This window comes from Actinoplanes sp. CA-252034 (assembly GCF_050956125.1).
Taxonomy (GTDB): Bacteria; Actinomycetota; Actinomycetes; order Mycobacteriales; family Micromonosporaceae; genus Actinoplanes.
The window spans coordinates 9,884,460-9,897,584 of the sequence record NZ_CP191846.1 but is presented as its reverse complement, the minus strand read 5'-3'; the positions used below and the strand labels follow the sequence as shown (position 1 = coordinate 9,897,584).

Annotated in this window: 8 protein-coding genes, 2 tRNA genes and 1 pseudogene; 7 read left to right on the top strand and 4 right to left on the bottom strand. The window is 68.3% G+C overall.

All coding sequences use genetic code 11. From position 1 onward, the window contains the following. Nucleotides 1-111: 111 nt before the first annotated feature. On the bottom strand, nt 112-273 hold the full coding sequence (locus ACQPZW_RS44655) for a DUF5679 domain-containing protein (RefSeq protein ID WP_170153756.1): 162 nt from the start codon (nt 271-273) through the stop codon (nt 112-114). A 446-nt stretch (nt 274-719) separates the two neighbouring features. Between ACQPZW_RS44655 and ACQPZW_RS44650 the strand changes: the two genes are divergently transcribed. Further along, nucleotides 720-1,250 (top strand): M48 metallopeptidase family protein, encoded by a 531-nt coding sequence (locus ACQPZW_RS44650; RefSeq protein ID WP_433792044.1) that lies wholly within the window; start codon nt 720-722, stop codon nt 1,248-1,250. 113 nt (nt 1,251-1,363) lie between these two features. Continuing rightward, nucleotides 1,364-1,960: a hypothetical protein gene (locus ACQPZW_RS44645; protein WP_433792043.1), complete on the top strand. Its 597-nt coding sequence runs from the start codon at nt 1,364-1,366 to the stop codon at nt 1,958-1,960. Nucleotides 1,961-1,969: 9 nt separating this feature from the next. Here ACQPZW_RS44645 and ACQPZW_RS44640 read toward each other — a convergent pair whose 3' ends face one another. Continuing rightward, entirely contained in the window at nt 1,970-3,205 is a 1,236-nt protein-coding gene (locus tag ACQPZW_RS44640) for a zinc-dependent metalloprotease (RefSeq protein ID WP_433792042.1), read from the bottom strand. Between the two features lie 90 nt (nt 3,206-3,295). On the opposite strand from ACQPZW_RS44640, the gene ACQPZW_RS44635 reads away from it, so the two are divergent. The 3 genes and pseudogenes from ACQPZW_RS44635 (at nt 3,296) to ACQPZW_RS44625 (ending at nt 7,537) form a co-directional block, all read left to right on the top strand. Continuing rightward, nucleotides 3,296-4,324 (top strand): YlbL family protein, encoded by a 1,029-nt coding sequence (locus ACQPZW_RS44635; protein WP_433792041.1) that lies wholly within the window; start codon nt 3,296-3,298, stop codon nt 4,322-4,324. A gap of 129 nt (nt 4,325-4,453) precedes the next feature. Next, nucleotides 4,454-7,401 (top strand): annotated as a pseudogene (locus tag ACQPZW_RS44630) (UPF0182 family membrane protein). A gap of 62 nt (nt 7,402-7,463) precedes the next feature. Further along, nucleotides 7,464-7,537, top strand: a tRNA-Met gene (locus ACQPZW_RS44625). A 2,058-nt stretch (nt 7,538-9,595) separates the two neighbouring features. On the opposite strand, the gene ACQPZW_RS44620 is transcribed toward ACQPZW_RS44625, so the two are convergent. Together ACQPZW_RS44620 and ACQPZW_RS44615 are read right to left on the bottom strand one after the other, a co-directional pair. After that, nucleotides 9,596-9,669 (bottom strand) — tRNA-Met (locus tag ACQPZW_RS44620). Nucleotides 9,670-9,734: 65 nt separating this feature from the next. Beyond that, nucleotides 9,735-10,916 (bottom strand): lamin tail domain-containing protein, encoded by a 1,182-nt coding sequence (locus tag ACQPZW_RS44615; RefSeq protein WP_433792040.1) that lies wholly within the window; start codon nt 10,914-10,916, stop codon nt 9,735-9,737. Nucleotides 10,917-11,322: 406 nt separating this feature from the next. On the opposite strand from ACQPZW_RS44615, the gene ACQPZW_RS44610 reads away from it, so the two are divergent. After that, the gene (locus ACQPZW_RS44610) at nt 11,323-11,904 is read left to right on the top strand and encodes a pentapeptide repeat-containing protein (RefSeq protein WP_433792039.1); all 582 of its coding nucleotides are present in this window, start codon (nt 11,323-11,325) and stop codon (nt 11,902-11,904) included. Nucleotides 11,905-11,913: 9 nt separating this feature from the next. After that, nucleotides 11,914-13,125: a TerC family protein gene (locus ACQPZW_RS44605; RefSeq protein WP_433792038.1), complete on the top strand. Its 1,212-nt coding sequence runs from the start codon at nt 11,914-11,916 to the stop codon at nt 13,123-13,125.

Here is a 13,125-nt window from a genome sequence, read left to right as displayed (position 1 = left end):
TCCACAGGTGCTCTAGTGGCTTACTTGACTCAACGTGTCAGAGTGACCACGGTTACGGGTGGAGCCTGCCGGGGAGGGCGGCCGTCTCCGGCTGTCCTCCCCGGATCTCGTTCACGCCTTGGCCTTGCCCAGGATGCGGTTCATCGTGGTGCCGCAGACCGGGCACTTGCCCTTGGCCATGTTCATACCGGTCTTGGAGACCGCCACCTCACCCTGGAAGTCGCGCTTCTCCTTGCACTTCACGCAGTAGCCGTTGTACGTGTTGTCGGCCACGGTTCCTCCTCGTCGTATCGTCGGCCGCCCGGCCCGTCGCCCAGTTGCGGCGGCGGGCGCGAACCTGCCACGCGGATGTGGCCACCCGTCCGGGGCGGTCACTTACCCAGGTCAGGCCGGTTCCATGTCAGCGCAGCGTCGGCGCTGTCGCCGACGACGTGAGTGTGCCGGTCCGGCCTGCCCTTTTTGGCCAGTTTTGCCGGGACACGCCGACGATTCCCATCGTAAAGGCATAAAACGGACAGAAATGCCGGTTGGGCGTGTGAGTCGACGATGGTCTAGGTTGACGGGTGTCACCACTGTTGCCGGTGGGGAAATTTTTTTCGGGTATATGCGGGCGAAGTGCTCATATACCGCGACCGTCATTGTCCGTACTCTTGCGGTAACCGGGGTGCGGCGGATTAGCGTCTCAATGTGAACCCGAATCTGGGCCACGCGAGCCGGTAATGGCCCGCGTGCGCAAGCCTGTCGTGGAAGTGCGGCGCAGCCAGCGCCGGCGACGGACGGTGTCCGCCTATCGCGACGGCGAGCGAGTCGTGGTGCTCATCCCGGACCGCTTCTCCCGCGCGGAGGAGACGGAGTGGGTCGAGCGCATGCTCGCCCGTCTGGAAGCTCGCGAGGAACGGCTGCGGTGCACCGATGCCGAGCTGCTGGCCCGCGCCCACCGCCTGATCAGCCGGTACCTGGCCGATCACGCCGACCGGGTCGTCCCGGCGAGTGTGCGCTGGGTGACGAACCAGAACGGGCGCTGGGGCTCCTGCACTCCCGACGACGCGACGATCCGGATCTCGCACCGCATCCAGGAGATGCCCGATTGGGTCATCGACTACGTGCTCCTGCACGAGCTGGTCCACCTCGTCGTCCCCAGCCACAGCACCCGCTTCTGGGACCTGGTCAACCGCTTCCCCAAGGCCGAGCGCGCACGCGGCTACCTGGAGGGCGTCTCAGCGGCCGGCACCCTGGTGATGGCCGAATAGGATCAGGCGCGGCGGCGGCCCCGCGATCCCGTCACCGACGATCCGGCGCCTTCGGCGACTCCGGGGGTACGCCGTGAGCACCCGACCGTGAGCACGCTGAGTAGGGTGGCGCTGTGACGCGGCGTGTAGTGGTGACGATGCTGGTCCCGGTGCCGTGGAGCCCACCCGGAGTCGACCTGACGGCTTGGCGCGCCGCCATGGCCGAGGACGTCGTCGACCTGCTCGCACGACTCGCCCAGGCCGAGGCCGCGATCGCCGCGATGCCGGCCGACCGGGCACTGGCCGAGGAGATCGCCTGGCCGGGCATGCGCATCTACGAGATCCCGGCACCGACCGTGCTGCCCGTGCTCGCCGCGGCCGCCGCGGACGGGTTCGACCAGGCCGCCGTGATAGCCGGCGACGCTCCGGACGTACCCGGAATGACTCTGGGAAAGCTTTTGCGGCCCTTGGACGGCAAGGCTGTCGCGGTGGCCCCCGCAGGCCCCGGAGGGGGTCTCTTCGGTGTCGCCGCCGGTCTGCCCGCGCCGGACTGGCTGGTCGACCACGACCTGGACACCGCGTCGGCGCAGCTGCTGCGCCGCACCGCGCCGACGCCCGGCGACGTCACCTCGACGCCACCGTGGCGGCGGCTGCGCGGCCCGGCCGACCTGGCCGGCCTCGACCCCGCCCTGGAGGGCTGGGACAACACCCGGGCCCTCCTCGGCGGCTGATCGTGCTGGTCAGTCCTCTTTCGGGCCCTCGCCCAGGTTGTCCAGCTCGCTGATGTCCCAGTCGGAACGGGTGCGGGCGAAGACCTCCGGATCGGCGAAGTCCTCGTCGGTCGGCAGCAGGTCCGGGTGATCCCAGAGAGCGTCCCGCCCCGGGATGCCCCGGTGCTCGGTGACCGCGGTCCACAGGGCGCCGGCCTCACGCAGGCGGCGCGGCCGCAGCTCCAGACCGACCAGGGCGGCGAACGTCTGCTCGGCCGGCCCGCCGGCGGCCCGGCGACGGCGGAACGCCTCACCGAGCGGCACCACCGACGGCAACCGGTCTCCGGCGGCGGCGTCCACCACCTGACCGACCCAGCCCTCGACCAGGGCGAGTGCGGTCTCCAGCCGGGCCAGGCCGGCCTTCTGTTGCGGGGTGTCCTCGGGCGTGAAGATGCCCTCGAGGGCCATCGCCTGCATCGACTCCGGATCGGTCGGGTCGACGCGGCTCATCGCCTCCTCGATCGCCTCCCGGTTGACCGTGATGCCACTGGCATAGGTCTCGACGGCGCTCAGGACGTGCGCGCGCAGCCACGGGACGTGGCCGAAGAGCCGCTGGTGGGCGGCCTCGCGCAACGCCACGTACAACCGGACCTGGTCCTCGGGGAGCTCGAGCCCGGAACCGTACGCCTTGATGTTGGCCGGAACGAGGGCGGCGGTGCCGGCCGGACCGAGCGGGAGCCCGATGTCGCCGGCCGAGAGCACCTCGGCGGCGAGCTGGCCGAAGGCCTGCCCGAGCTGACCACCGAAGAGCGCGCCGCCGAGCGTGGCGACCATCGACTGCATCGGGCCGAGCTGGAGCCGGGCCTCCTCGGGCACCAGGTCGCCCATGGCGCCCACCATGCGGCCGGCGATCGGCTCACACAGCTTCTTCCAGACGTCGAGAGTGTTGTAGATCCACTCGTTGCGGTTCCATGCGACGGACTTGTGGATGCCACTGGGGAGCGCGCACACCGGATCGAGCCACAGGTCGGCGAGGCGCAGAGCCTCCTCGACCTGGTGGCGCTCCAGCATGTTCACCGCGGGGTCACCGGCCGCCGAGAGCTGGCTGGCGGCCACCTGACGGGCCAGGTCCCAGTTGACCGGGCCACTGCCGGGTGCGGCGAACATCTGCTGCAGCTGCGCCATGAACTGCTGCATCTGCTGCGGGTCGGAGGGGTCGGGCGGCTGCGCGCCCGGCAGGGAGAAGCCGAACGGGATATCAGGCACGTCCCCAACGGTACGCGCGAAAAGCCCGCAGCGGACTGACGGAGGTATCAGCTCAGAGAGAACTCAGACAGGGTGGGTACGCTCACGCGCATGAGACGTCGCGGTGTCACCGTCATCCTCGGCGCCCTGATCACCGCTCTGCTGGCCGCCGGTGTGATGGTCGCACCGATGCCCTACGTGGTTCTCAAGCCCGGTCCCACGGTCGACACCCTCGGAGTCGAGAACGGGACCGAGGTCATCCAGGTCACGAAGGGCGAGACCTCCAAGTCCGCCGGGCAGCTGCGCCTCACCACGGTCAACGTGCAATCGCAGGTGGAGCTGGTGTGGGCGATCCGCGGCTGGCTGAGCGACTCCGACGCGGTGGTGCCACGCGAGTTGATCTACCCGCCGGACCGCAGCGAGGCCCAGGTCCAGGAGCAGAACGCCCAGGAGTGGAAAGAGTCGCAGACCAGCGCCGAGACGGTCGCCCTACGCGAGCTGGGCTATCCGGTGGTGGTCTCCGTGGGCAAGGTCACGGCCGGCGGGGCCGCCGAGGGCGTACTCCAGGCCGACGACGTCATCACCGCGATCGACGGCACCGAGATCACCCGGGACAGCCAGGTCGCGGAGCTGGTCCGGGCCAAGCCGGCCGGGACCGCGCTGACGGTCGCCTACGAGCGCGGCGGCAAGGCGGCGACCGCGCGGATCACCTCACGGGCGGACGCGACGGACGGCAAACCGAGGATCGGCATCGAGATCGCCACCAAACAGCCCCACCCGTTCGAGATCGAGATCGATCTAGACAAGATCGGCGGCCCGAGCGCGGGCCTGATGTTCGCCCTAGGCATCATCGACAAGATGCGTCCCGAGGACCTGACCGGCGGCAAGATCATCGCCGGTACGGGGACGATCAACGACGACGGCAAGGTCGGCGCGATCGGTGGCATCCCGCAGAAACTGGCGGGCGCCGAGAAAGCCGGGGCCGAGCTCTTCCTGGTCCCCCAGGAAAACTGTGCGGAGGCGCTGCGCAACGCCCGGCCCGGCCTCACCATGGCCGAGGTGGCCACGGTGGACGACGCGCTCACCGCGCTCAAGACCTTCACCGCCGGGAACGACCCGAAACCGTGCTCGGCATCGTGATTGCACACGCCGGTAGTGACGAGACAGTTCTGCCGCGTATAGAAGCTGGATGCGACATCGTAAGGTGAAACACCGGCCAGACGAAGTGTGGAGCCAACGTTGGTCATGCGTAACAGTCCTCTGCCGAGGATGAGCCGGCGCGGTCGCGTGACCGTCGGCGTCCTGGTCGGGGTATTCATTCTTTTCACGCTGCTCGGTTGGGGCATCGACGCCTACACCGACTACCTGTGGTTCGACGAGGTGCAGAAGACCCAGGTCTTCTCCGGGGTGCTGATCACCCGGCTCGTCCTGTTCCTGGTGGTCGGCGCGGCGATGACGGCGATCGTCGCCGGCAACCTCTACCTGGCGTACCGTCTGCGCCCGCTGCTGCGCCCACATTCAGCGGAACAGGCCACGCTCGAGCGCTACCGCATGATCCTGGCGCCCCGCCTGGGCACCTGGATCGCCGTCACCGGCGTCATCATCGGCTTCTTCGCGGGACTCTCCGCGCAGAGCCGGTGGAGCGACTGGATGCTGTTCCAGAACGGCGGCTCGTTCGGGGAGACCGATCCCCAGTTCGGCGTTGACCTCTCCTTCTACATCTTCGAGTACCCGCTGTGGCGTTACGTGCTCGGTCTCGGCTTCACCGCCGTGGTGCTGTCGGTGATCGGCTCGCTCGCCGTGCACTACATCTTCGGCGGTGTGCGCCTGCAGGGCGTCGGCGACCGGATGACCGCCGCGGCCCGCGCCCACCTGACCTCGCTGGTCGCGGTGTTCGTGCTGCTCAAGGCGGTGGCGTATGTGCTGGACCGGCGTGCGCTCCTGCTCGAGCAGCACGTGTCGCCGGGGCTGTACGGCGCGGGCTACACCGACGTGAACGCGCTGCTGCCGGCCAAGGAGATCCTCGCCTACATCTCCGTGGTGGTGGCGATCGCGATCATCGTCTTCTCCAACGCGGTGATGCGTAACCTCGTCTGGCCCGGCGTCTCGCTGGCCCTGCTGGCGATCTCGGCGGTCGCGATCGGCGGCATCTACCCGCTCGCCGTTCAGAACTTCCAGGTCAAGCCGAGCCTGTACGACAAGGAACAGGACTACATAGCGCGGTCCATCGCGGCCACGCGAACGGCGTTCGGGCTGGAGAACACCGAGGTCTCGCAGTATCCGACCGGAAACGGCCGGCCACCCGAGACACTGGCGTCGGACGTCAGCGCCCAGAACGTCCGGATCATCGACCCGCAGCTCGTCTCGCAGGCGTTCACGGTGTCGCAGCAGTCCCGCGGCTTCTACGACTTCGGCGACAAGCTCGACGTCGACCGCTACACGATCAACGGCAAGACCCAGGACTACGTGGTCGGCGCCCGCGAGATCGACGACGAGAAGCTGACCCCGCAGCAGAGCAACTGGCTCAACCGCCACACCGTCTACACCCACGGCTACGGCCTGGTGGCCGCGCCGGCCAACCAGAAGTGCGGCACCGGTCTGCCGTACTTCGCCTCCGGTGTCCTCGGCAGTGACAGCTCCGAGAACGTCAACGACTGCATCACGCCGACCGAGCAGCTCGAAGCCGCGCAGCCCCGGATCTACTACGGCGAGAAGTCGACGGAGTACGCCATCGTCGGCCAGAGCGAGGCCGGCAAGAACGTCGAGTTCGACCGGCCGCAGGGCGAGGCCAGCAACGCCGGTGAGGTGTACTACACGTACACCGGCAAGGGCGGCGTCGAGATCGGGTCGTTCTTCCGCCGGATGGTCTTCGCGATCAAGAACACCGAGAGCAACTTCGTGCTGTCCGACGCGGTCAACTCGAACTCCAAGGTGATGTACATCCGCGAGCCCCGGGAGCGCGTGGCCAAGGTCGCGCCGTTCCTCACCATCGACGGCGACCCGTACCCGGCCGTCGTCGACGGGCGCATCGTGTGGATCCTCGACGGCTACACGACCGCGAAGACCTACCCGTACGCCCAGAAGATCAACCTGGCCACCGAGACCAAGGACGAGCTCACCGGCACGGGGTCGTTCGCGCTCGCCCGCGACGACGTCAACTACATACGCAACTCGGTCAAGGCGACCGTCGACGCGTACGACGGCTCGGTCACCCTCTACGAGTACGACGAGAAGGACCCGATCCTCAAGGCGTGGAACAAGGCCTTCGGCGGCGACCTGATCGTGCCGAAGGACAAGATCCCGCAGACGCTCGCCGAGCACTTCCGCTACCCGGCCGACATGTTCAAGGTGCAGCGCAACCTGCTCACCCGGTTCCACGTCACCGACCCGCGGACGTACTTCTCCGGCGAGGACTTCTGGCAGGTGCCGAACGCGCCCGACGCGCCGCAGAGCGGGTTCCAGCCACCGTTCTACCTCAACGTCAAGCTCCCCGAGCAGGACGAGACCCGCTTCCAGCTGACCGCCGGCGTGACCCCGCTCAAACGGGAGAACATGGCGGCCCTCGTCTCCGGCTCGTACGTCAACGGCGAACCACGGCTGGAGATACTGGAGCTACGCGACGACACGATCGCCCCGGGCCGGTCCAGGTGCACCAGCTGATGGTCAACAAGGAGACCATCGCCAACCAGCTGACCCTGCTCAACCGGAACGGCCAGGCCTCGGTCCTCTACGGCAACCTGATCTCACTGCCACTGGGCAACGACATCCTGTACGTCGAACCCGTCTACGTGAAGAGCAGCCAGGCCAACGCCGCACCACTGCTGCAGAAGGTGCTGATGTCCTACGGTGACGGTGGTACGTACGTCGTCCTCGAGGACAACCTCACCAAGGGCCTCGAAGCGATCGCCGCCCTGGGCAAGAACGTCGCGCCGCCCGCCGGCACGCCCAGCACGCCGACCACACCGAGCCCCGGGGCCTCGCCGACGCCCAGCACCAGCGCGTCGCCGTCCAGCCCGCCCGTACAGGTCCCCGGCGACCTGACGGCGGCAGCCGCCGCCGTCGACAAGGCGATCGAGGACCTCAAGTCCGCACAGCGGGCCAACGACTGGATCAAGATCGGTGAGGCCACCAAGGCCCTCGATGACGCGATCAACCAGTTCCAGACCGTGCAGAAGGCCGGCACGAACACCAGCCCCACACCCACACCAAGCGGGTGAGCCTTGTCTCCGGGGGCCGTTTTGCGGCCCCCGGAGCAAGTGCGCTAGTGTTTAGGAACCGACGCGGGGTGGAGCAGCTCGGTAGCTCGCTGGGCTCATAACCCAGAGGTCGCAGGTTCAAATCCTGTCCCCGCTACGAGTGCAGGGGGCCCTTGTCCGCGGAAAGCGCGGACTGGGGCCCTCTTCGCGTTTCACCGGGGGCCGAGCCCCCGGACCCCCGCGTTACGGTTGGCTGCGGGTGGTCGTGTGGTGCTGGTCACTTCGGGGCTTCGCCCCTGGTGGTGGGTGCTTCGGGGCTTCGCCCCTCGCGGCGCGTGTTCGGGCGTCGCCCCTTGCGGCGTGTGGTCGGGGCTTCAGCCCCTGCGGCGCGTGGTCGGGCTTCGCCCCTCGCGGCGCGTGTTCGGGCGTCGCCCTTTGCGGCGCGTGTTCGGGGCTTCGCTCCTCGCGGCGTGTGTTCGGGCTTCAGCCCTTGCGGCGCGTGTTCGGGGCTTCGCCCCTTTCCTTCGTCCTCTCGCCTCCTCGCCCCTTTGCCTTCGCCCCTCCGTCCTTCGCGGGTGCCTAAATTTGCAGCTCCCCCCGGACCGGCCTCCGCCAGTTCTTTTCGTCGACGAAGAACCAGTTGCCGCTCTCCGCGCCATCGGAGAGCCGAACGGATGTCCTCCGGCGGTGACCAGGGACTCCGCGTCCGACGGCCGACAGGTGCCTCACATCCCGGGATCTCGAGCTCTCGCCTCAGCTTGACTCATCGACGGTCCATGAAATGGATCCTGCGCCACCCGTCCGCGGGACACCACCGCCATGGCCAAGATCCAGCCCTGGGTGGCGCCCCTCCCAAGGCCGAAGACGCGGGCCTCCCCATCAGCTCGACTAGAGGGCCTTCTTGCCGAAGGCTGGCAGAACCCGGCTCGTCGTCCCTGTAGTTGTGATCAGGCGAGGCGAGGCGAGGCGAGGCGAGGCGAGGCGGCAGGCAGGCAGGGTCATGCAGTGCAGCGATCGGCGGTGCTGTCGGCGGTGCGACCGGGCCATAGATCGGCCCGCTGTGCGGCCGAGCAGGGTGCTCCTGAGGGCGTCAGGTTGAGCCCGGCCACGGGCGTTCCTTACGTCACTCACAAGGCTGCTGCGAGTCGAACGCCGTCAGCGGCCCCTCGGCAATGACTGACCATCCAGCGGTGGCGTGGTTCCACGAGAGTTGATGTCTGAGGATGATGCTGTGATGGACCAGCGGTGGGTCGAACTGGCGCACACACTGCGCGAGCTCGGAATGTGGCGCGGTTTCTCGCCCGAAGAAGCCGCGGAGGGCGAGCGGGCCGTGGCGAACGGCACTTACCCCTTCGGCGGGGAGGCCACCGTCGACGAGGAGCCCGGCACGCGCTACTTCTTCGTGGACGGCGAGACCATGGCCGAGGCGGGCGTACGACGCGTCCTGGAAGCCCTGGAGCCGGCCCTACGCGACCATGGCGTGGTTCTGAGGATGGACGACATCAACCGCCCCAGGGTGACCGAGGACGGCGACTACGTGATCTCCATCAACAACCACCACTGCACAGTCTGGACACCGGCCGACTGGGACACGAAGCAGGCCTGGCAGGTGTCCACGGTCCGCCCCTTGGCCGTGATCAACGACCTGCTGGCCGAAGCGGGGGCCATCCCGCGCCTCTACACCGTGGGAGCCGGCCAGAACGACGGCACAGCCTGGCTCCTGGACCCCCGCATAGTGCAGGCGGTAGCCGAAAGCACCCTGATACAGGCCCGCGACCCCCCCCACCCTGGCCAGCGGAAAGCACACAGCGAACAGCGAAGCGCCCGAGCAAGCCCCAGAGGGCAAACCCCGAGCAGCCCAAGGAGCAAAGGAACGACGGGCGAGGGCGCGAAGACGCAAAGGGCGAGACGCGAGACGCGGGGGCGAGACGCGACGCGCGAGGCGCGAGGGCGAGACGCGAGGCGCGGGGGCGAGAGGCGAGGCGCGGGGGCGAGAGGCGAACGGCGAGACGCGAAGGGGCGAAGCCCCGAACACGCGCCGCGAGGGGCGAAGCCCCGAAGCACCCACCGCCAGGGGCGAAGCCCCGAAGTGACCAGCACCACACGACCACCCGCAGCCAACCGTAACGCGGGGGTCCGGGGGGCTCGGCCCCCCGGTGAAACGCGAAGAGGGCCCCAGTCCGCGCTTTCCGCGGACAAGGGCCCCCTGCACTCGTAGCGGGGACAGGATTTGAACCTGCGACCTCTGGGTTATGAGCCCAGCGAGCTACCGAGCTGCTCCACCCCGCGTCGGTTCCTAAACACTAGCGCACTTGCTCCGGGGCGCCAAAACGACCCCCCGGAGCGGATGCGATTCAGCAGGTGGTGTAGCCCTTTCCGGCCTTCGTCCACTTGCAGCTGTCGATGGTCTTTCCGGCGTCGGTGCGCAGGGTCGCCGTGTCGCCGCTGTTGTTCCATACGTGGTAGCTCTTGCCCCAGTAGCGGGTGAACGCGGTGTTGGTGCCCTTGCCGGTGCGGATGGTCAGGTACTTGCCGGCGTAGAGCGTGTAGTTGCCGGTGAACCGGTAGAGGTTGCCGGCGGCGTCGCGGAACGTCCAGCCCTTGAGGTTGACGTTCTTCTTGCTGCGGTTGGTTAGCTGGACGTATTCGCCGTTGATGCTCTTGTTGGTGCGGTTGTCCACGCCGGGTGCGTTGTAGACGATCCGGGTGAACTGCACCGAGCCGACGGCGGGCGTGGACGGCGGCGGTGTCGTCGGCGGTGTGGTGGGTGTCGTGGTCGGGGGTGTGGTGGGGGTGGTGGTCGGCGGGGTGGTGCCGCCACCGGAGCCGCCGACGTTGACGATCTGGGTGTACGTGTTGCTGGTGATCAGGTTCTCGGCGGAGGCGTACGCCGCGTTCCCGGTCTCGGCGATGACGGCCCGGTAGGTCTGCTGCCCGCCCGGCTGCCCGGTGGCGGCGCCCTGGAACTCGGCGTTGCCGTCGCCGTCGTCGTTGGGCGGGGTGGCGCCGCCCTCACCGGCGGGCCCGTCGGTGACGCCGGAGGCCACCTCGACCCAGGTGCTGCCGCTCTGCCGTTCCACCCGGACCGGGAAGTACGGCTGATCGGGGCTGGTGTGCACGTTGTAGCTGACGCTGCCGGCGCCGGTGGACGTGACGGTGAAGGTGGCGCCGACCTTGAGTGGGGCCTGCACGATCCGTGAGTACTCTCCGCCGGATTCGACGGCCCACACGAAGCCGGAGTCCATGGTGCGGCGGATGGTCCACCGGCCGCTGCTGTTGGCGGTGACGGTGGTGGGCAGGTCGTCCTCGAACTGGGTGGCCGGCGACAGCTCGGACCCGTTGGTGGCGTCCTTGCCCCACTTGTAGGCGGCCTCCCGCAGCGTGACGGTGGCGTTCGCGGTGGCGGTGCCGGTCAGGGTCACCGTGCCGTAGCCGACCTGAGCGGCCGGGGTGTCGAAGGTCGGCGCGGCGGCCCAGGCGGGCGCACTGCCGAAGACTCCGGTGCCGGCGATGAGCACGCCGAGAGCGGAACCCATACCGAAAACTGTTTTCGGTCGTCTGTACATGGTTTTGGAAATCCTCCGTTGTGCGGCCGGGCGATGAGGTTATCGAAAGCGAATCGACGTGGTCATCGTTCATCCCGTCTGCGGACCCTACCCGCAAGTGCCGCCCTTTTGGCCGTGATCAAACTTGCAGGTCGGAGGTGTTCGACCGGGTGCCGGTAAAGTAGTCGGCAGCGTCGATCGAGGGAATGTGCAAGGAATGAACGAACTAGCCGCCGATTGTTCTCGGTGCGCCGCGTTGTGCTGTGTTGCGCCCGCATTCGCCAAGTCGTCCGATTTCGCGGTCGACAAACCGGCGGGGCGGCCCTGCCGAAATCTGGGTGACGATTTCCGCTGCACCATTCATGAGGATCTGCCACGGCGTGGTTTTCCCGGCTGTGTGGTGTTCGACTGTTTCGGGGCCGGTCAGCGGATCACTCAGGACACCTTCGGCGGGCGGGACTGGCGGTCCGCCCCGGAGCTGGCCGGCGACATGTTCGCGCTGCTTCCGGTGGTGCGCCAGCTGCACGAGCTGATGTGGTATCTGACCGAGGCGCTGAAGCTGGACGAGGCGCGCCGGCTGCACCCGAGACTGCAGGCCGCCCTGGACGAGACCGACGCTCTGGCCGGTGGCGAGCCGGGCGGGTTGCGCGGGCTGGACGTGGAGGCGTACCGGATCATGGTCGTGCCGTTGTTGCGGAGGGCGAGCGAGATGGCCCGGTCCCGGGTCGGTGGGCGCCGTCCGGACCACAGCGGCGCCCAGCTGATCGGCCGCCGTCTGCGCGGCGCCGATCTGCGTGGCGCCAGCTTCCGCGGCGCGCTGCTGATCGGCGCGGACCTGCGCGATGCGGATCTGCGGCGGGCCGATTTCACCGGCGCCGACATGCGGGGTACGGACCTGCGCGGCGCGAATCTGGACGGAGCGATCTTCCTGACCGCGTCGCAGCTGCGAGCCGCAGTGACTGACGCCGATCACCCTTAGGATGGGCGCATGCAACCGGTGTCCGGTGTGGTGTGGGCTCTGACCGTTGCCGGCATCGTCGGCCTTCTGCTCTTCGACTTCTTCTTCCATGTGCGCAAGGCCCATGTTCCACGGCTGCGTGAGGCGGCACTGTGGACGTCGATCTACGTGTCGATCGCGATCCTGTTCGGCGTCGGCGTCTGGATCTTCGGCGGCTCGACGATGGGCCAGGAGTACTTTGCGGGCTACGTGACCGAGGAGGCGCTCTCGGTCGACAACCTGTTCGTCTTCCTGCTGCTGCTGAGCAGTTTCAAGGTGCCCCGCGCCGACCAGCAGAAGGTGCTGTTGTTCGGGATCGTGGTGTCGCTGATCGCCCGGACCGGGTTCATCCTGCTCGGCGCCGCGCTGATCAACTCGTTCGCCTGGATCTTCTACCTGTTCGGGCTGATCCTGCTGGTCACGGCGGGCAATCTGCTGAAGGAGAAGCGCGACGACGGCGAGGCCCCGGACAACATCGTGATCCGGCTGGCGCGTCGCTTCCTGCGGACCTCCGACACGTACGACGGGGACAAGCTCGTCACCTATCAGGACGGCAAGCGGGTGCTCACGCCGATGCTGCTGGTCATGGTGGCGATCGGCGGCACCGACATCCTGTTCGCGCTGGACTCGATCCCGGCGATCTTCGGCCTGACCCAGAACGTGTACCTGGTCTTCACCGCCACCGCCTTCTCCCTGCTGGGGTTGCGGCAGCTCTACTTCCTGATCGACGGCCTGCTGGACCGTCTGGTCTTCCTGTCCTACGGGCTGGCCGCGATCCTCGGGCTGATCGGCGTGAAGCTGGTCCTGCACGCCCTCCACGAGAACAATGTGCCGTTCATCAACGGCGGGGACCCGGTCGACGTCGTGGAGATCCCGACCACGGTCTCGCTGGGGGCCATCGTCGGCGTCCTGGTGATCACCGTGGTCGCGTCGCTGCTCAGCCCGAAGGGGCAGGCCCGCACGGCGGCGGCCGCGGCTCGCCGGTCGGCGACGGAGTTCCTCGACGTGGAGACCGACCCGGAGTACTGCGACGAGGTCTACCACCGGCTGCTCGCCGAGGAGGAGAAGCTCAAGGCGCTGCCGGAGAAGCAGCGGGCCCTGATCCGTCAGGAGGTGCAGCTGATGGAGCTGCTGGACCGCGCGCACCGGGTGCACCGGGAGCGGGTCGCCGCCGGCCACTGTTTCGTGCCGGCGACGACGTGA